The 17,353-nt window shown below is 60.8% G+C and carries 29 protein-coding genes; 27 read left to right on the top strand and 2 right to left on the bottom strand.

Annotated features, from left to right (window positions below):
* The first annotated feature begins 163 nt into the window (after nucleotides 1–163).
* The 12 genes from rpsJ (at nucleotide 164) to AX756_RS18965 (ending at nucleotide 7,610) form a co-directional block, all read left to right on the top strand.
* Nucleotides 164–475 (top strand): 30S ribosomal protein S10, encoded by a 312-nt coding sequence (gene rpsJ, locus AX756_RS18910; RefSeq protein ID WP_068315453.1) that lies wholly within the window; start codon nucleotides 164–166, stop codon nucleotides 473–475.
* 15 nt (nucleotides 476–490) lie between these two features.
* Nucleotides 491–1,228, top strand: coding sequence for a 50S ribosomal protein L3 (gene rplC / locus AX756_RS18915; protein ID WP_068315456.1), 738 nt, complete (start codon nucleotides 491–493; stop codon nucleotides 1,226–1,228).
* On the top strand, nucleotides 1,225–1,845 hold the full coding sequence (rplD, locus tag AX756_RS18920; protein WP_068315459.1) for a 50S ribosomal protein L4: 621 nt from the start codon (nucleotides 1,225–1,227) through the stop codon (nucleotides 1,843–1,845). Before rplC ends, rplD begins: the two co-directional genes overlap by 4 nt.
* Nucleotides 1,842–2,138, top strand: a complete 297-nt coding sequence (locus AX756_RS18925; protein WP_068315462.1) for a 50S ribosomal protein L23 — start codon at nucleotides 1,842–1,844, stop codon at nucleotides 2,136–2,138. Before rplD ends, AX756_RS18925 begins: the two co-directional genes overlap by 4 nt.
* A gap of 184 nt (nucleotides 2,139–2,322) precedes the next feature.
* Nucleotides 2,323–3,063, top strand: a complete 741-nt coding sequence (locus tag AX756_RS18930; RefSeq protein ID WP_068315463.1) for a hypothetical protein — start codon at nucleotides 2,323–2,325, stop codon at nucleotides 3,061–3,063.
* A gap of 532 nt (nucleotides 3,064–3,595) precedes the next feature.
* On the top strand, nucleotides 3,596–4,438 hold the full coding sequence (gene rplB / locus AX756_RS18935) for a 50S ribosomal protein L2 (protein WP_068315466.1): 843 nt from the start codon (nucleotides 3,596–3,598) through the stop codon (nucleotides 4,436–4,438).
* Between the two features lie 3 nt (nucleotides 4,439–4,441).
* Nucleotides 4,442–4,720, top strand: a complete 279-nt coding sequence (rpsS, locus tag AX756_RS18940) for a 30S ribosomal protein S19 (protein WP_068315468.1) — start codon at nucleotides 4,442–4,444, stop codon at nucleotides 4,718–4,720.
* 6 nt (nucleotides 4,721–4,726) lie between these two features.
* On the top strand, nucleotides 4,727–5,107 hold the full coding sequence (rplV, locus tag AX756_RS18945) for a 50S ribosomal protein L22 (RefSeq protein ID WP_068315471.1): 381 nt from the start codon (nucleotides 4,727–4,729) through the stop codon (nucleotides 5,105–5,107).
* Entirely contained in the window at nucleotides 5,107–5,832 is a 726-nt protein-coding gene (rpsC, locus tag AX756_RS18950) for a 30S ribosomal protein S3 (protein ID WP_068315474.1), read from the top strand. The genes rplV and rpsC overlap by 1 nt, the downstream gene beginning before the upstream one ends.
* A gap of 12 nt (nucleotides 5,833–5,844) precedes the next feature.
* Nucleotides 5,845–6,258, top strand: coding sequence for a 50S ribosomal protein L16 (gene rplP / locus AX756_RS18955; protein WP_068315476.1), 414 nt, complete (start codon nucleotides 5,845–5,847; stop codon nucleotides 6,256–6,258).
* A gap of 151 nt (nucleotides 6,259–6,409) precedes the next feature.
* Nucleotides 6,410–7,030 (top strand): 2OG-Fe(II) oxygenase family protein, encoded by a 621-nt coding sequence (locus AX756_RS18960; protein ID WP_068315479.1) that lies wholly within the window; start codon nucleotides 6,410–6,412, stop codon nucleotides 7,028–7,030.
* Between the two features lie 163 nt (nucleotides 7,031–7,193).
* A complete protein-coding gene (locus AX756_RS18965) occupies nucleotides 7,194–7,610 on the top strand; it encodes a type II toxin-antitoxin system Phd/YefM family antitoxin (protein WP_082739191.1) in 417 nt (138 codons plus the stop codon).
* A gap of 187 nt (nucleotides 7,611–7,797) precedes the next feature.
* Here the strand turns inward: AX756_RS18965 and AX756_RS18970 are convergent, their stop codons facing one another.
* On the bottom strand, nucleotides 7,798–8,403 hold the full coding sequence (locus tag AX756_RS18970; RefSeq protein WP_231701106.1) for a thermonuclease family protein: 606 nt from the start codon (nucleotides 8,401–8,403) through the stop codon (nucleotides 7,798–7,800).
* A 537-nt stretch (nucleotides 8,404–8,940) separates the two neighbouring features.
* Between AX756_RS18970 and AX756_RS18975 the strand changes: the two genes are divergently transcribed.
* The 12 genes from AX756_RS18975 (at nucleotide 8,941) to rpmD (ending at nucleotide 13,938) form a co-directional block, all read left to right on the top strand.
* Entirely contained in the window at nucleotides 8,941–9,231 is a 291-nt protein-coding gene (locus AX756_RS18975) for a hypothetical protein (RefSeq protein ID WP_068315485.1), read from the top strand.
* 411 nt (nucleotides 9,232–9,642) lie between these two features.
* A complete protein-coding gene (rpmC, locus tag AX756_RS18980) occupies nucleotides 9,643–9,849 on the top strand; it encodes a 50S ribosomal protein L29 (RefSeq protein WP_068315734.1) in 207 nt (68 codons plus the stop codon).
* A gap of 3 nt (nucleotides 9,850–9,852) precedes the next feature.
* Nucleotides 9,853–10,083: a 30S ribosomal protein S17 gene (gene rpsQ / locus AX756_RS18985; protein ID WP_068315488.1), complete on the top strand. Its 231-nt coding sequence runs from the start codon at nucleotides 9,853–9,855 to the stop codon at nucleotides 10,081–10,083.
* 77 nt (nucleotides 10,084–10,160) lie between these two features.
* Nucleotides 10,161–10,529 carry a 50S ribosomal protein L14 gene (gene rplN / locus AX756_RS18990; RefSeq protein ID WP_068315491.1) on the top strand — a complete coding sequence of 123 codons (369 nt, stop codon included), beginning with the start codon at nucleotides 10,161–10,163 and terminating at the stop codon, nucleotides 10,527–10,529.
* Complete coding sequence (gene rplX, locus AX756_RS18995) at nucleotides 10,529–10,834, top strand: 50S ribosomal protein L24 (protein WP_068315494.1); 306 nt, start codon at nucleotides 10,529–10,531, stop codon at nucleotides 10,832–10,834. The genes rplN and rplX overlap by 1 nt, the downstream gene beginning before the upstream one ends.
* Entirely contained in the window at nucleotides 10,834–11,397 is a 564-nt protein-coding gene (rplE, locus tag AX756_RS19000) for a 50S ribosomal protein L5 (protein WP_068315497.1), read from the top strand. The genes rplX and rplE overlap by 1 nt, the downstream gene beginning before the upstream one ends.
* Nucleotides 11,398–11,409: 12 nt before the next feature.
* On the top strand, nucleotides 11,410–11,715 hold the full coding sequence (gene rpsN / locus AX756_RS19005; protein WP_068315500.1) for a 30S ribosomal protein S14: 306 nt from the start codon (nucleotides 11,410–11,412) through the stop codon (nucleotides 11,713–11,715).
* 13 nt (nucleotides 11,716–11,728) lie between these two features.
* Complete coding sequence (gene rpsH / locus AX756_RS19010; protein ID WP_068315503.1) at nucleotides 11,729–12,118, top strand: 30S ribosomal protein S8; 390 nt, start codon at nucleotides 11,729–11,731, stop codon at nucleotides 12,116–12,118.
* Nucleotides 12,119–12,130: 12 nt separating this feature from the next.
* A complete protein-coding gene (rplF, locus tag AX756_RS19015) occupies nucleotides 12,131–12,664 on the top strand; it encodes a 50S ribosomal protein L6 (RefSeq protein ID WP_068315506.1) in 534 nt (177 codons plus the stop codon).
* An 11-nt stretch (nucleotides 12,665–12,675) separates the two neighbouring features.
* Complete coding sequence (gene rplR / locus AX756_RS19020) at nucleotides 12,676–13,035, top strand: 50S ribosomal protein L18 (protein ID WP_068315509.1); 360 nt, start codon at nucleotides 12,676–12,678, stop codon at nucleotides 13,033–13,035.
* Between the two features lie 116 nt (nucleotides 13,036–13,151).
* A complete protein-coding gene (rpsE, locus tag AX756_RS19025; protein WP_068315512.1) occupies nucleotides 13,152–13,739 on the top strand; it encodes a 30S ribosomal protein S5 in 588 nt (195 codons plus the stop codon).
* A gap of 13 nt (nucleotides 13,740–13,752) precedes the next feature.
* On the top strand, nucleotides 13,753–13,938 hold the full coding sequence (rpmD, locus tag AX756_RS19030; RefSeq protein ID WP_068315515.1) for a 50S ribosomal protein L30: 186 nt from the start codon (nucleotides 13,753–13,755) through the stop codon (nucleotides 13,936–13,938).
* Between the two features lie 56 nt (nucleotides 13,939–13,994).
* On the opposite strand, the gene AX756_RS25740 is transcribed toward rpmD, so the two are convergent.
* Nucleotides 13,995–14,165 (bottom strand): hypothetical protein, encoded by a 171-nt coding sequence (locus tag AX756_RS25740; RefSeq protein ID WP_156461568.1) that lies wholly within the window; start codon nucleotides 14,163–14,165, stop codon nucleotides 13,995–13,997.
* 155 nt (nucleotides 14,166–14,320) lie between these two features.
* Between AX756_RS25740 and AX756_RS19035 the strand changes: the two genes are divergently transcribed.
* The 3 genes from AX756_RS19035 (at nucleotide 14,321) to rplO (ending at nucleotide 17,332) form a co-directional block, all read left to right on the top strand.
* Nucleotides 14,321–16,168, top strand: a complete 1,848-nt coding sequence (locus tag AX756_RS19035) for a glycerophosphodiester phosphodiesterase family protein (protein WP_068315525.1) — start codon at nucleotides 14,321–14,323, stop codon at nucleotides 16,166–16,168.
* Complete coding sequence (locus tag AX756_RS19040) at nucleotides 16,155–16,721, top strand: hypothetical protein (protein WP_068315528.1); 567 nt, start codon at nucleotides 16,155–16,157, stop codon at nucleotides 16,719–16,721. The genes AX756_RS19035 and AX756_RS19040 overlap by 14 nt, the downstream gene beginning before the upstream one ends.
* Before the next feature lie 137 nt (nucleotides 16,722–16,858).
* Nucleotides 16,859–17,332: a 50S ribosomal protein L15 gene (gene rplO, locus AX756_RS19045; RefSeq protein WP_068315531.1), complete on the top strand. Its 474-nt coding sequence runs from the start codon at nucleotides 16,859–16,861 to the stop codon at nucleotides 17,330–17,332.
* The last annotated feature ends 21 nt before the right edge of the window (nucleotides 17,333–17,353 follow it).

Raw genomic sequence — 17,353 nt, forward strand, 5'->3', positions numbered from 1 at the left:
CCGGCGTCGTCTCCAAGATCCTCGAGTAATCACTCGAACGATCGAAGAATTCGGGGTGGGCCCGCGGGCCTGCCCCACCCTTTTGATCCGGGTTCGAAGCCGTGTGTGGAATGAGCCGCATTCGACCTCTCAACCCCAATGCCGAGAACAAGGCTGACTGACAATGCAAAGCCAGAACATCCGCATCCGGCTGAAGGCGTTCGACTACCGCGTGCTGGACGCCAGCACGCAGGAAATCGTCAATACCGCCAAGCGGACGGGCGCACAGGTGCGTGGCCCGATCCCGTTGCCGAACAAGGTTGAGAAATTCACGGTTCTCCGTGGACCTCACATCGACAAGAAATCGCGCGACCAGTGGGAGATTCGTACCCACAAGCGTTTGCTCGACATCGTGGACCCGACCCCGCAGACCGTGGACGCGCTGATGAAGCTCGACCTCGCGGCTGGTGTCGATGTCGAAATCAAGCTGAACTAAGGAGGGCATCAGATTATGCGCTCTGGAGTTATCGCCAAGAAGGTGGGCATGACCCGCCTTTTCCTCGAGGACGGAAAGCAGATCCCTGTGACCGTTCTTCAACTCGACAACCTGCAGGTCGTCGACCAACGCACCATGGACCGCGACGGGTACACCGCCGTGCAGCTGGGCGCTGGTTCGGCCAAGGCCAAGCGGACTTCGCAAGCCATGCGCGGTCACTTCTCTGCTGCCAATGTTGCGCCCAAGCGCAAGGTGGCGGAGTTCCGCGTGGACCCGGCTAACCTGATCGAAGTTGGCGCCGAGATCTCTGCCGAGCACTATGTTGCCGGTCAGAAGGTCGACGTGTCCGGCACCTCGATCGGTAAGGGTTTTGCCGGTGCGATGAAGCGCCATAACTTTGGCGGTCTTCGCGCCTCGCACGGCGTGTCGATCTCGCACCGTTCGCACGGTTCCACCGGTCAGTGTCAGGACCCGGGCCGCGTGTTCAAGGGCAAGAAGATGGCCGGTCACATGGGTGCTGCCCGTGTTACCACCCAGAACCTGGAAGTCGTTCGTATCGACGCCGACCGTGGCCTGATCATGGTCAAGGGCGCCGTTCCGGGCTCCAAGGGTGGCTGGGTCACCATCAAAGACGCCGTCAAGAAGAAGCTGCCCGAAGGCGTGCCGTTCCCGGCCGCGATCAAGGCCGCTGAAGCTGCCGCCGTCGCCGAGGCTCCGGCCGAAGCGCCTGCTGAAGGGGGTGCGGAAGAATGAAACTTGATGTGATCAAGCTCGACGGCGGGGCCGCCGGCGACGTGGAACTGTCCGAAGAGATCTTCGGCCTGGAACCCCGTGCCGACATCCTGCACCAAGTGGTCCGCTGGCAGCGCAACAAGGCGCAGGCCGGTACCCACAAGGTCAAGACCCGTTCCGAGACCAGCTACTCGACCAAGAAGATCTACCGCCAGAAGGGCACCGGTGGCGCTCGCCACGGCGACCGCAACGCGCCGATCTTCCGCAAGGGTGGTATCTACAAGGGCCCGACCCCGCGCAGCCATGCCCACGACCTTCCCAAGAAGGTCCGCAAGCTCGGTCTGAAGCACGCGCTGTCGTCCAAGGTGGCCTCCGGCAACCTCGTGATCATCGAGACCGCGGCGCTGGACGAAGCCAAAACCAAGATCCTGGCCAAACAGGTCAAGGAGCTCGGCTGGAAGCGCGCGCTGATCATCGATGGCGCCGACGTGAACGAGAACTTCGTTCGCGCCGCTGCCAATATCGAAGGTCTGGATGTGCTGCCCTCGATCGGTGCCAACGTCATGGACATCCTCAAGCGTGACACGCTCGTGATCACGAAGGCGGGTGTCGAAGCTCTGGAGGCCCGTCTGAAATGAGCGTGAAAGCAGACTTTTACGACGTGATCCGCAAGCCCGTCATCACCGAGAAGGCCACCATGGCCTCCGAGGCGAATGCCGTGGTCTTCGAGGTCGCTATCGACGCCAACAAGCCGCAGATCAAGGAAGCCGTCGAAGGTCTCTTTGGTGTGAAGGTGAAAGCGGTCAACACGACCGTCACCAAGGGCAAGGTCAAGCGTTTCCGGGGTCAGCTCGGCAAGCGCAAGTCGGTCAAGAAAGCCTATGTCACCCTCGAAGAGGGTAACACGATCGACGTGTCCACCGGCCTGTAAGGCTAAGGACAGATCGGAAGAATGAGGCCCCCTGCCGGAAGGCGGGGGGCTTTTTTGTTGACGTCAGTCCGGTGTTTAGCTTGGCTTCGCAGGAACGCTGCTAAGAAGTGCCCGTTTGCCAAAGGCTGTGTGATCTCGACACCGAGCGGTTTTCCTTTTCTAGGTGTTCTGTTGGAGCGGCGGAATGAAATTACTCATAGATAACAATATATTAAGCATGACAAGCGTTGCGAGTCATGCCAGCGTGTCTCTTCCTGGTTTTTCGAATCCTATGGTGGTTTTGGAAGTCGATGACCCCAACCACGACAACAAGAAAATGGGCGAAATAGAATGCTTGGCCACAATCGCGAGGTTGGCAAGAGAAAAAAAGATCAGCCTTTGTTCGTCTGTGTATTTAACGATTGAGGCATGGGCTGCTCCAAATTCCTTCCCATATGGCCCCGGCACAAGCCTCTTTGAAGGCATCGCTATTGAGGGCATAGAAAGTCCTGTGAATGTCGAACCATTTGTTTCCGGAGATGCCTTCGCCCTTGACAAAAATCTACGAGCGCTCGTGAGGTACTTAGTTGCCGAATTCGATACTGAAATGTTGGAACGCGATAACTGCTTGATCAGGAAACAAACCGACTATCAAAAAAAGAACCTACGAGAAGTCGATCGGCTTTGTGAGATCTGTTCTAGCTTATCCGAAAAACACTATGCGGATGCCTTCCACTTTTGGACATGCGTTGCGGCCGATGTCCCGGTTTTTCTTTCAAATGATCGAAAATTTCGAAATGCTCTCTTTCAAAACAAGAACGCTGGCAGGAGCGGAACAAAAATCTTCTCGCCCTCTGAGTTATTAGATGAACTTCGTGTTGAGAAGGATCCCTTTCCGTTGAAAAGGGGTAGCAAGTTTGACCTGTTTGGACGTCCGCTCAAATGAACATCATAAATCAGAGATTCTAAGGTTGTTTTGGGTAGAGCACCCAGCACGGAATCAAGGCGAAGCCGCCGTGCCAGCGCCTGCCCGTCCCGGCGGGCTGGCGCTTTGTTGAAGCTAGCGCTTCGTGTCGGGCTTCTTCGGATCGTCACGATAAAGGGAGAGGCGGAGGTGTCGGAGCGCCATCCCACGGGCAGGCACCGGTCCGGCTAGCGTTGGGGCAAGTGTATTGGTGCGTTCACCGGGGGGCTACGCGGCCCCACTGGGCCACGGTCCCGGCTCACCCCCTCGGGCAGGTGCTGGCACGGCTACTGTTGGAGCCGGTTTCCGGGCGGATTGTGCCGGGAATCGCTTGACCCGCACGGGGCTCTTCCATATGAGGACACATCGCCGTGGCCCCGGAGTCTTCCGGGGCTTTGGTTTTGTTCGCAAGAACGATAGCCCGGGGACCTCTCGCGAGGGCCCTATACCCAGGCCGCAAGGCCCATACATAGCGGGGCGCAAAGCCCTGCAAAGCTAACGGAAGACAGAAAGCATGGCACTCAAGTCGTATAAGCCGACGACGCCGGGCCAGCGCGGGCTGGTGCTGATCGACCGTTCGGAGCTGTGGAAAGGACGCCCCGTCAAATCCCTTACCGAGGGTCTGACGAAGAAGGGTGGCCGGAACAACACCGGACGTATTACTGCACGACGCCGCGGTGGCGGGGCGAAACGCCTCTATCGCATCGTCGATTTCAAGCGCACCAAGGTTGATGTGGCGGCCACCGTCGAGCGGATCGAATATGATCCGAACCGGACCGCCTTCATCGCGCTGATCAAGTATGAAGATGGCGAGCAGTCCTATATCCTTGCCCCGCAGCGTCTCGCTGTCGGTGACAAGGTGCTCGCTGGCACCAAGGTGGACGTGAAGCCGGGCAACGCGATGCCGTTCTCGGGCATGCCCATCGGTACCATCGTTCACAATATCGAGCTGAAGCCCGGCAAGGGTGGTCAGATCGCGCGCGCCGCGGGCACCTATGCCCAGTTCGTCGGCCGTGACGGTGGCTACGCCCAGATCCGCCTGAGCTCGGGCGAACTTCGCCTCGTGCGTCAGGAATGCATGGCCACCATCGGTGCCGTGTCGAACCCGGACAACTCCAACCAGAACCTCGGCAAGGCCGGTCGCGTGCGCCACATGGGCAAGCGTCCGTCGGTACGTGGTGTGGTCATGAACCCGATCGATCACCCGCATGGTGGTGGTGAAGGCCGGACCTCTGGTGGTCGTCACCCGGTCACCCCGTGGGGCAAGCCGACCAAGGGTGCGCGCACCCGCAACACCAACAAGGCGTCGCAGAAACTCATCGTGCGTTCGCGCCACGCCAAGAAGAAGGGTCGCTGATAGATGTCGCGTTCCGTTTGGAAAGGTCCCTTCGTCGACAGCTACGTGTTGAAGAAGGCCGAGAAGTCCCGTGAGTCGGGCCGCAACGAGGTCATCAAGATCTGGTCGCGCCGCTCCACCATCCTGCCGCAGTTCGTTGGTCTCACCTTCGGTGTGTACAACGGCCAGAAGCACATTCCGGTCAACGTGTCCGAGGACATGATCGGCCAGAAGTTCGGCGAATACGCTCCGACCCGTACCTATTATGGTCACGCGGCGGACAAGAAAGCCAAGAGGAAGTAATCCACCATGGGCAAGGAAAAGAATCCCCGCCGCGTGGCGGAGAACGAGGCGATGGCCAAAGTGCGCATGCTCCGTACTTCGCCGCAGAAGCTGAACCTCGTAGCGGCGATGATCCGCGGCAAGAAGGTTGAAAAGGCCCTGACGGACCTGACCTTCTCGAAGCGCCGGATCGCCGAGGACGTGAAGAAGTGCCTTCAGTCCGCGATCGCCAACGCCGAGAACAACCACAACCTGGACGTTGACGAGCTGATCGTCGCGGAAGCCTGGGTCGGCAAGAACCTGGTCATGAAGCGCGGACGCCCCCGGGCCCGTGGTCGTTATGGCAAGATCATGAAGCCGTTCTCTGAGCTGACCATCAAGGTCCGCCAGATCGAGGAGCAAGCCTAATGGGTCATAAAGTAAATCCGATTGGCATGCGCCTGCAGGTGAACCGCACCTGGGACAGCCGCTGGTATGCCGACACCAAGGATTTCGGGAACCTGCTGCTTGAGGATGTCGCCATTCGCGACTTCATCGAGAAAGAGTGCAAGCAGGCCGGCATCTCCAAAGTGATCATCGAGCGCCCGCACAAGAAGTGCCGCGTTACGATCCACACCGCCCGCCCCGGCGTCATCATCGGCAAGAAGGGCGCGGACATCGAAGGGCTTCGCAAGAAGCTTGCGAAGATGACCGACAGCGAAGTGCACCTCAACATCGTCGAGGTTCGCAAGCCTGAGCTGGACGCGGCGCTGGTCGCCGAATCCATCGCCCAGCAGCTGGAGCGCCGCGTGTCCTTCCGTCGTGCCATGAAGCGCGCGGTTCAGAACTCGATGCGCATGGGTGCCCTCGGCATCCGGGTCAACGTCGCCGGCCGCCTTGGTGGCGCGGAGATCGCCCGGACCGAATGGTACCGTGAAGGTCGTGTGCCCCTGCACACCCTGCGCGCCGATATCGATTATGCCCAGAAAGACAGCCTTACGGCCTATGGAATCATCGGCATCAAGGTCTGGATCTTCAAGGGTGAGATCATGGAGCACGATCCGTCGGCTCGCGATCGCAAGGCTCAAGAGCTTCAGGATGCTCCCGGGCCGCGTGGTTCCGGTGGCGGTGGCCGCCGTGACCGTGACCGGTAAGGAGTAGAAAAAATGCTGCAACCGAAGCGCACGAAATTCCGCAAGCTCCACAAGGGCCGCATCAAGGGCGAAGCCAAGGGCGGGTCTGACCTGAACTTTGGCCATTACGGCCTGAAGGCGATCCAGCCCGAGCGCATCACCGCGCGCCAGATCGAAGCCGCCCGTCGGGCCATGACGCGTCACATGAAGCGTCAGGGTCGCGTCTGGATCCGGATCTTCCCGGATACGCCTGTCACCTCCAAGCCGACGGAAGTTCGGATGGGTAAAGGTAAGGGTTCGGTCGATTACTGGGCCGCCAAGGTCAAGCCCGGCCGGGTGATGTTCGAGATCGACGGTGTGACCGACGAGGTCGCCCGCGAGGCTCTGCGTCTGGCCGCGATGAAGCTGCCGATCAAGACCCGGATCGTTGCTCGGGAAGACTGGTAAGTCTTTCCGAACGCGAGCGGTTTTACGGAAATCGACGATTTCTGCGGACCGCAAGCCGGTAGAGTTAGAAAGCCCCCGCTGACATCAGCGGGGGCTTTCCTTTTTCCGTCAATCGGTTATCCAGAATTGGATCCGCAAATCCGAGGACCCCATGGCCCAGATCGAGTCCCTTTTCGTCACCCGCCTGTATCGTGCCGAGCTCAAGGAGCATGGGAAACCCATTGATTCCCAAGAGCTTGAGAATTCATGCATTGTCATCGCGGAGGAGGACGAGGCAGGCCAGACGTGGTGCGAGGAGAATGGGTATCCGGGTTACACGTCATACGCGTCGCTGACGGATCTTCCCTGGCGGTTTCCGGTCTTTGCCGATCTGAAGGAGGCGTTGGATCGGCATGTTGTTGAATTTGCAAAAGATTTGGAGTTCGATCTGGATGGGCGGGAGCTCGTTCTGGAGGATCTGTGGATCAACATTCTGCCGGAGGGCGGGACGCATTCATCGCACCTGCATCCGCATTCGGTGATTTCGGGGACGACCTATGTGTCGATGCCGGAGGGAGCGTCTGCGTTGAAGCTGGAGGACCCGCGGTCGGCGCGGATGATGGCGGCGCCGCCAAGGAAAAAAGGGGCGCGGCGGGAGTTGCAGACGTTTATCCACATGAAGCCGAAGGTGGGCGAGGTGCTGCTCTGGGAGAGCTGGCTGCGCCACGAGGTGCCGATGAACATGGCCGAGGACGAGCGGATCAGCGTGAGCTTCAATTACCGCTGGGATTGAGCGGAATTCCGGTCGTTTTGCACGAAACCGCGGACGGGTTTGACCGAAAATCGGACCGATAGGACCTGTTTTGCGACCGAAACTCCGCTCGGAAGGCGCTTTGGAGAGGCCCAAACCGGGTTTGGGACGCTTTTTCGGTCAATCCGGGGCCAGGTTTTGACCGATGGTTCGACCGAAAGGCGTGACCTGTGCCAGCGCGCGCCGGGTTAACGCTCCCGAAACCGGGCTGGGATCAGATGCGGGCATGCCCGAGATGTCCCCCGCCCCGCATATCAAAACCCAGATGATCCCGCTCAGCGAGTTCCGCACGCAGATCGCGATGTGGACGGCGCGGGTCTCGCATATCCCCGAACGCATCCTGCTGACCAAACATGGCCGCCCGTTTGCTGCCGTGGTCTCGATGCGCGACCTGGACATGATCGAACGGTTCGACAGCCGGTCGGTGGAGCGGTTGCGTCAGGATTTCGAGGAGACGGCCCGCCGGTTCGAAGCCGCGCAGGAGGCAGGGCGGCAGGGCACACGAGACGCGCGCTATCCCGGTTCCGGGGAGAGCGGGTATCATGGTGGGTTTAAGGATTGAGGGGGGCAAGCGCTGGAATGTCTCCTTCCGGTCATCCGATAGCTTTTGTTGGACGACCGGCTCGAACCCGCAACAGAAATATACTCGTCCTCTTGTGTCGAGCTCACGCTAGCGAAAGCACCGAGCAGAAAGCCAACGTTGCCAGTGCAGCTGACGAGGTCCGGCGACGCGAAAAGACAGGACGTTTTTATATAGATTGCCTTTCCTCGAATTTTTCCCAAACGTGCATTTTTCCCTTTTGGCGAGCATCGGCAAGAAAGAGCTTCTTGCGAACATCCGACGGCTCTAAGTTCCGGTAAAGACCGCCCGAGAATTTTGGCCAATCAATGGCCAAGCCTTGTTTGACCATCTCTGCTGATAGATCTCGCCCGTCCGAAAGGTAGCATCGCGCTACCGTTCGACCATAGTCATCCATTTCAGAAATCTCTGCTCGGACGGTGTGTCCTTTGCACAGCCTATGCAAAGCCCATTTGGCGTTCTTTCCATAGGGATGATTCAGTTCGGGCGCATCGATCCCGAACAAGCGGATCTGCGTATTCTGGACTTTTATTGTATCGCCATCGACTATCCAGGCTGGGCCTGACAAAACGCGCGTCGCATGCATCTGCTCCGCACTTTTTTCATCAAATGGCGTTGATTGATCCGTTCTGGATTGGGTGGAGTGCTTTGGGTTCGGCGGTGGTTCTGAAGGTGTCTTAGCTGCGGGTCCGCTGGTTTTGTCCTTGGATCGGCTCGACCTGAAGGCGAGGTAAATGACAGCGAAGGTGAACAAGCCGCCTAAAAGGACTTCCATCAGCAATGCCTTTCGTCATCGGACCTACCCCTGCCGGAACCCTCATTGTGTCGGTTTGCAAACAAATCGAGGATCTACGCGGATACGGGGATTATTGCCTCTTTAAACGGGGTGGGCAGTAGGATTGAAGTCACGTACTTTCGTTACGTCGCCGTCAGCGCAAGCAAATTGGCCTGTCGAAGACAGCTTCCATGCCGGCGCGCACTGGGAACGATACGCGTAGGGGCGCGCCCGACCCTGGGTGGGCGCTTCGCGGCGCTTGTTGATTGCGGTTTATCCAAAAGCCCCGAAGGACGTGTGTGCGGCAAAGGACATCGCCAAAGCGCCCTCCCGGGGGGAGGGTCGGGCGCGGTCCGGGCTGGTCGCCCGGACCAAGGGTGGAAATGAAGCGCAGTAGTCCGGTCGAACTGCCGCCCTCCCGAGGTCGGGCGCGTGCCGGGCTGGTCGCCCTATCTCTCTGCCTTCGCTGAGGTTGGGCGGGGCTCGACAGATTTGGTACAATCGCATCGGGAAATCTGACTGGAAGGGCAAAGAGCGATGCTTTGGGACGACAATAGGCGGCAAAGGCCGACTGTCGTGGTGACGATCGTGGGGTGCGTCGGGCTGCTGCTCTTTCTTGTCTATGCCGTGTCTTCAGAGGGTTTCAGGGCGCGGGTTGATCGGTTCCTGAACGAGGTGACGGGGGCGCATATCGAGGTTGTCCGGCACAAGCAGAGCGGGGAGTACGTTGCGAAGCTACCCGGGGGGCGGTTGGTCAAGTTGTCGGGGCGGGAGGAGGCCGAGGCGATTGCCGAACGTGGGTATGAGGCTTGCGAGAGTTGTCGGTGAGGGGGCGGTGTGTGCGGAGGCGCTGGTGCGGAGAGAGTCCGGGCCCGGAATCAAGCCGAAGGCGCCGGGCCAGCGCCTGCCCGTTCGGGCGGGCTGGCGCTTTGGTGAGGTCGGCGCTTCGGGTTGAGCTTTTTCGGATTTGGCGGGATAAAGTGATCTGCACGACCGTCGGAGCGCCAGCCCACGGGCAGGCGCTGGCCCGGCTTCTGCTTGCGTTTGCGGCGACGGAAGCAGGGCACATGTGGTTTGGGCCTTTTTTCCTTGCCCCCGCGTAGACTCACCCTTATAGAGCGGCATCTCACGGATTCCCGGCGACGGGATTCGTGTGTGTTGACGTCTAATCATCCGTCAGGTCTCGAGTGACCCTGAGCAATCCAGGGGCTCACTGGCGTTTTGAGAAAGGAAATGGCGATGAACGCCACTGAACTTCGCGATCAGACTCCGGAACAGCTCCGCGAGAAACTGACCGATCTGAAGAAAGAAGCCTTCAACCTGCGTTTCCAGCAGGCCACAGGCGCAATGGAAAACACCGCACGCACCCGTCAGGTTCGCCGTGACATCGCGCGTGTGATGACTGTTCTGAACGAAAAGGCGGCGTCGGCCGCAGCGGAGGCTTAATCCATGCCCAAGCGTATTCTGACCGGCACCGTCACCAGCGACAAGAACGAGCAGACCGTCACGGTCATCGTCGAGCGTCGCTACAAGCACCCGCTTCTGCACAAGACCATCCGGTCTTCGAAGAAGTATCGCGCCCATGACGCGAAGAACGAATTCAAGATTGGCGACCAGGTCCGTATCCAGGAATGTGCGCCGATTTCGAAGACGAAGCGCTGGGAGGTGATCTCGGCCTGAGGCCGGTTCACAGCTCAGTTTGATCGAAACCCTGGGGGGAAGAGCAAGAACATCCCCCAAAGGTCGGGAGAAACCTAATGATCCAGATGCAGACCAATCTGGATGTCGCTGACAACTCCGGTGCTCGCCGGGTTCAGTGCATCAAGGTCCTCGGCGGCTCGAAGCGGAAATACGCCTCTGTGGGCGACATCATCGTGGTGTCGGTCAAGGAAGCCATCCCGCGCGGCCGTGTGAAGAAGGGTGACGTGCGTAAAGCAGTTGTCGTCCGGACCGCCAAGGAAGTTCGTCGTGAGGATGGCACCGCCATTCGTTTCGACCGCAATGCTGCTGTTATTCTCGGGAATAACGGCGAGCCGATCGGCACCCGTATCTTCGGCCCGGTCGTGCGCGAGCTGCGTGCGAAGAACTTCATGAAGATCATCTCGCTTGCCCCGGAGGTGCTGTAATGGCTGCTAAACTCCGCAAGGGTGACACCGTGATCGTCCTGTCCGGCAAGGACAAGGGCAAGACCGGCGAGATTGAGAAAGTCGACCCGAAGGCCGGCAAGGCCATCGTCGGCGGCATCAACATCTCCGTTCGCCACACCAAGCAGACCCAGAATTCGCAAGGTGGCCGCATTGCAACCGCGATGCCGGTCGATCTGTCGAACCTGGCCATCGTCGATGCCAACGGCAAGGCGACCCGCGTCGGCTTCCGCGAGGAAGAGGGCAAGAAGGTCCGCTTCGCCAAGACCACGGGAGACGCGATCTGATGCTTGACGCTACCGATTACACCCCGCGCCTCAAGGCCTTTTACAAGGACACGATCCGCGCCGCGCTGATGGAAGAATTCTCGTACAAGAACGAGATGATGATCCCGAAGCTGGAGAAGATCGTTCTGAACATCGGCGCTGGCACGGAATCCGTGAAGGACTCCAAGAAAGCCAAGACCGCTGCCGATGATCTGACCGCGATTGCCGGTCAGCAGGCCGTCGTGACCATGGCCAAGAAGTCGATCGCGACCTTCCGCGTACGCGAAGGGATGCCGCTCGGCGCCAAGGTGACCCTCCGCGGTGACCGGATGTACGAATTCTTTGATCGCCTGATCACCATCGCGCTGCCGCGCGTCCGCGACTTCCGCGGCGTCTCCGGCAAATCGTTCGATGGTCGTGGCAACTACGCCATGGGCCTCAAGGAGCACATCGTCTTCCCCGAGATCGACTTCGACAAGGTCGATGAGAACTGGGGTCTGGACATCGTTATCTGCACCTCCGCTTCGACGGATGCGGAAGCCAAGGCGCTGTTGAAGCATTTCAACATGCCGTTCAACAGCTGAGGGAACTGACCTATGGCTAAGAAAAGCATGATCGAGCGCGAGAAGAAGCGCGAGGCGCTGGTGAAGCAATATGCTGCCAAGCGTGCCGCTCTGAAAGAAATCGCGAATGACGAAGCCCTTCCGATGGAAGAGCGGTTCAAGGCCCGGCTGAAGCTGGCCAAGCTGCCGCGCAATTCCTCGGCCACCCGCCTGCACAACCGCTGCCAGGTCTCGGGGCGTCCGAAGGCTTACTACCGTAAGCTGAAGATGAGCCGGATCGCGCTGCGGGACCTTGCCTCCGAAGGCAAGATCCCCGGCATGGTCAAGTCCAGCTGGTAGGGAGGAGATATAAATGAACGATCCTCTTGGTGATATGCTGACCCGTATCCGCAACGCTCAAATGCGCGGCAAGTCCACGGTTCGCACCCCCGCTTCCAAGCTTCGCGCCTGGGTTCTGGATGTGCTGGCCGACGAGGGCTATATCCGCGGTTACGAGAGTGTTGAGGATACCCAGCACCCCGAAATCGAAATTTCGCTCAAGTACTACGAAGGTACCCCGGTCATTCGCGAACTCAAGCGCGTCTCCAAGCCCGGTCGCCGCGTTTACATGAGCGTGAATGACATCCCCTCGGTCCGTCAGGGCCTGGGCGTCTCCATCGTCTCCACGTCCAAGGGCGTGATGTCGGATGCAGCGGCTCGCTCCAACAATGTTGGTGGCGAAGTTCTCTGCACCGTCTTCTAGGGAGGTCTGACCATGTCTCGTATTGGTAAGAAACCGGTCGAGCTGCCGTCGGGCGTTTCCGCGTCCCTCTCCGGCCAGACCATCGAAGTGAAGGGGCCGAAAGGCACCCTGAGCTTTACCGCAACCGACGATGTGACCATCTCCATCGATGGCAGCACCGTTTCGGTCGAGCCCCGCGGCTCCTCCAAGCGTGCCCGCCAGCAGTGGGGTATGTCCCGCACTCTGGTCGGCAACCTGGTGACCGGCGTGACCGAAGGCTTCAAGAAGGAGCTGGAGATCCAGGGTGTTGGTTATCGTGCCCAGATGGCCGGAAACGTGCTCAAGCTGAACCTCGGCCTGTCGCATGACGTCGAGTTCGAGGTGCCGGCCGGTGTGACCGTGACCTGCCCGAAGCAGACCCAGATCGTTGTGGAAGGCATCGACCCGCAGCTCGTGGGTCAGGTTGCCGCGAACATTCGCGAGTGGCGCAAGCCGGAGCCCTACAAGGGCAAAGGCATTCGTTACGCTGGCGAGTTCATCTTCCGCAAAGAAGGCAAGAAGAAGTAAGGACGAGAGAGATGGCAAACAGCAAACGGACCCTGTTCCTGAAGCGCCGCCTGCGCGTCCGGAACAAACTTCGCAAGAGCAATGTCGGCAAGCTGCGCCTTTCGGTGCACCGCTCCGGCAAGAACATCAGCGCTCAGCTGATCGACGACGTTCAGGGCAAGACCCTGGCCGCGGCCTCCTCGCTGGAGAAGGATCTCGGTGTCGTCGGCAAGAACAACGTGGAGGCCGCCGGCAAGGTGGGCGCCGCGATTGCAGAGCGTGCCAAGGCAGCCGGTATCGAAGAGTGCTACTTCGATCGAGGTGGCTTCCTCTTCCACGGCAAGGTGAAGGCTCTGGCCGAAGCCGCGCGTGAAGGTGGTCTGAAGTTCTGATCCCTGCGGAGGGCTCTCGGGCCCTCCCGATGATCCGGGAGGCCGGCCTTCGGGCCGGTTTCACCAGGATTGAGACAAGCATGGCCGCAAGCGGCCCATGAGAAAAGGAATGCCGAATGGCAAGAGAACCCAATCAACGCCGGGGCAACCGTCGCGACCGCGACGAAACACCGGAATTTGCGGATCGCCTGGTTGCGATCAACCGCGTCTCCAAGACCGTCAAGGGTGGTAAGCGTTTCGGCTTCGCTGCGCTCGTGGTCGTTGGCGACCAGAAGGGCCGCGTCGGCTTCGGCAAGGGCAAGGCCAAGGAGGTCCCCGAGGCCATCCGCAAGGCCACCGAGCAAGCCAAGCGCCAGATGATCCGCGTGCCGCTGCGCGAAGGCCGCACGCTGCACCATGACATCGAAGGTCGCCATGGCGCCGGTCGCGTCGTGATGCGCACCGCCCCGCAAGGTACCGGTATCATCGCCGGTGGTCCGATGCGTGCCGTGTTCGAGATGCTGGGTATTCATGACGTCGTCGCCAAGTCGATCGGCTCGCAGAACCCCTACAACATGATCCGCGCCACCATCGACGGCCTCAAGAAGGAATCCAGCCCCCGCATGGTCGCGCAGCGTCGCGGCAAGAAGGTAGCCGATATCCTGAAGAAGGACGAGGCGCCCGCAGCTCCGGCCGAAACCGCCGAAGCCCCGGTCGAAGCGTAAGGAGTAGCGAGACATGGCAACCATCGTCGTCAAGCAGATCGGTTCTCCGATCCGTCGCCCCGCCGTCCAGCGCCAGACGCTGATCGGGCTGGGCCTCAACAAGATGCACAAGACCCGCGAGCTGGAAGACACCCCTTCCGTGCGCGGCATGGTCAACAAGATCCCGCATTTGGTCGAGATCATCGAAGAGCGCGAGTAAGCCTCTTCGAGACAGATTTTGAAGCGCCCCGGAGCCTGGCTCCGGGGCGTTTTCGTTTAGCGGTACGGGTTCGTGGACCTGCAGCCGCAGTCGAGGCCCAGATCGCGCCGCAAATGCGGGGAGAGTGACAGGTGTTCGATCTGGTCGGCCCGGCAGATCGAGGCGATTTCGGCTTCGATGTCCTGGCGGAGCGCGTCGGCCGGTCGGCGGAATAGCCGTTTCAACATGGGGTTTCCTTTCGCGGATTCGGAATGTCGGGCGACGCTAATTGCTCAACCCAACTTGAGATCAAGGCATTTTCCGCAAGTTCCGTGCGCGCAGAGGATCGACCTCTGGCACGCGCGGGGCTAGCCTCTGCCTGTGGTTTGAGGGGAGGGACGTCATGATCAACATGCCCATTCGCGCGGTTTCCGATGCTTTTCATGACGCCTGGCGTCTGCGCTGGCCGTTCCTGCTGTCGCGGCTGGTGTTTGGCCTGCTGGTGCTGGCGCTGCTCGCGCCGGTGACCTCTGTGGCCCTGCGCGGGGCGATCGCGCTGTCCGGAAAGCCGGCGCTGTCGGATTTCGACATCGCGATGTTCCTGTTCTCTCCGGTCGGGTTCGCAGCGATGCTGGTTGTCGGCGCGCTGATCCTGACCAGCTACGTGCTCAACATCGCCTTCATGATGGCGATCGCGCTGCACGCCCGGCGTAGCGGGGAGCGGCGTTTCGAGGAGGGCGTGGCGAATATCCTGCCGCGTTTCCGGGCCATTTTGGGGTTCGCCATTCGGTTCATCCTGAGAATCGTCGGGATCGTGCTGCCATTCGTGGCGATTGCGGCGCTGATCGCCGGGAAATACCTGTCGGAATACGACATCAACTATTACCTCGCCGAGCACCCGCCGGAATTCCTGCAGGCGGTGGGGGTCATCGCTGTCGTGCTCGCCGTGATGCTGGTGCTTCTGTTCCGGGCGCTGCTTGGCTGGGCCTTCGCCCTTCCGCTCGTGCTGTTCGAAGGTGTGCGGCCCGCCGAGAGCTTCGCGCTGAGCAGTGCCGCGATAAAGGGCCGGCGGGTGGATCTTCTGATCGCCATTCTTGGATGGGGTGCGATCTCGGCGATTGCGGTTTCCATCGTCTTTGGCATCGCCAGCGTTGCAGCCACTTTGGTTGTCGATGCCGTTGCGCCGGACCTGAAGACGATGGCGGCCGGGTTGCTGGTCATTCTCGGGGTGTGGTCGCTGGTCAACCTGCTGGTCACGGCGACCACCACGGGGGCACTGGCCTGCCTGTTGATGGAGCGCGCCGGATGGCCCGGCACCGAGGGCGTGCGCCCGAGCGGACGGGAGAACCGTCATCTGTTGCGAAACGCTCTGATTGGCGGCGCAGCGATTGTGGCGGGCCTGGCGGCACTTGGCGCGGCAAATCTCCAGGGTTTCAAGACAGAGGACAGGGTCGAGGTGATCGCGCATCGCGGCGCTGCGGGCACCCGTCCGGAGAACACCATGGCCTCCTTTGCGCTTGCGATCGAGGACAAGGCGGATTGGGTCGAGCTGGACGTGCAGGAGAGTGCCGAGGGCGAGGTGATCGTGGTTCATGATAGCGATTTCATGAAGCTCGCCGGGAACCCGCTGAAGGCATGGGATGCCACGGCGGCGGAACTGGCCGAGATCGATATCGGTAGCTGGTTTTCGCCCGATTATGCCGGCGAGCGGACGCCAACGCTCGCCGATGTGCTGGAGCTTGCCCGCGGCACCGATTCGGGGGTGCTGATCGAGCTGAAATATTACGGCCATGACGAGATGCTGGAGCAACGTGTTGCCGATGTCGTCGAGGCGGCGGGGATGGAAGCGCAAGTCGAGCTGATGAGCCTGAAATACGAGGCGGTGCAGAAGATGAAGGCGCTGCGACCGGAATGGACGGTCGGCCTGCTGGCCTCGGCGACGGTCGGGCGGCCATGGGAGCTGGAAGCGGATTTCCTGGCCATGAACATGGGACTGGTATCGCATAGCCTCGTCCGCTCGACGCAAGCCGCGGGCAAGCGCGTCCATGTCTGGACGGTGAACGATCCGCTGGCGATGTCGGAAATGCTGAGCCTCGGTGTGGATGGCCTGATCACGGATGAGCCGGCGCTGGCGCGGCAGGTGATCGCGCAGCGCGCGGAACTGGGAACGCTGGAGCGGATCGTCCTGGCGCTGGCCAGCCGGCTGGGGCTGGTGTCATCGGACAAGGAATATCGCGATGGTTCGCCGTAATCTGCTGGCCCTGACGTTGGTCTTCGCGGCGGGCAACGTGGCCGCGCAGGATTGGAGTGAGCAGCTCTCGCGGACGCTGGAGCTGCCCTCGCATCAATGGCTGGAAACGCTGCGGGCCTCGCCCGAGGTTTCGCTCGACGATTTCACGACGGATGGCTGTAGTGGCGGCATGTCGAGCATGTGGGCCTTTTTCGCCGAACGCTACCCGTCCTTTGCCGACGCCTTGGGCGGGCATCCGCCGTGGGAGGAATGCTGTGTGACCCATGACCGGGCCTATCACACGGGCGGGCCGGATCCGGAGGCAGAGGCCAGCTACGAGGCGCGGCTGGAGGCCGACCGGGTGCTACGCGAATGCGTGCGGGAGACCGAGAGCGCGCAGGATTCGATTCTTCGGGAGGAATACGCCTTGAGCGATCCGCAGGTCCGCACGGCCTATGGCGCCATTGCGGTGGCAATGTTCCAGGCGGTGCGCCTTGGCGGCGGGCCCTGCACCGGCTTGCCGTGGCGTTGGGGATATGGTTACCCGCAATGCTGGCAAAAGCCGGCGGAGTAACGGGCAAACCCCTTGAAACAGGGGCGCGGGGCGTGTAGATGCGCCCGGTGGTCCTCCGGGATCCGACTCAATCAACAAGAAATGCCGTGTTCGGCCGCTCCCGTCGCTGGGGGCCGCATCCGGCAAGGAGAAGCGACATGAAACTGCACGAACTCAGCCCCGCCGCGGGCTCGACCCCGTCCAAGAAGCGCATCGCCCGTGGTGCCGGTTCCGGCAAGGGCAAGACCGCCGGCCGTGGTATCAAGGGTCAGAAATCCCGCTCGGGTGTGGCTCTGAACGGCTACGAAGGCGGCCAGATGCCGCTCTACATGCGTCTGCCCAAGCGTGGCTTCAACAAGCCGAACCGCAAGTCCTGGGCCGTCGTGAACCTCGGCATCCTTCAGAAATTCATCGACGCCGGCAAGATCGACACCTCCGCGCCGATCACCGAAGAGGCGCTCGTTGCTTCCGGCATGGTGCGCCGTCAGCTGGACGGTGTCCGCGTTCTCGCCAAGGGCGAATTCTCGGCCAAGGTCGAGCTTCAGGTCTCCGGCGCGTCCAAGTCGGCCGTCGAGGCCGTCGAGAAGGCTGGCGGCTCGCTGACTGTCACGAAGGCGGCAGCGGCCGAATAAGAGGTTGTGGGGGGCGACGAT

The sequence above is a fragment of the Aliiruegeria sabulilitoris genome (assembly GCF_001558155.1).
GTDB classification, from domain to species: domain Bacteria; phylum Pseudomonadota; class Alphaproteobacteria; order Rhodobacterales; family Rhodobacteraceae; genus Tropicimonas; species Tropicimonas sabulilitoris.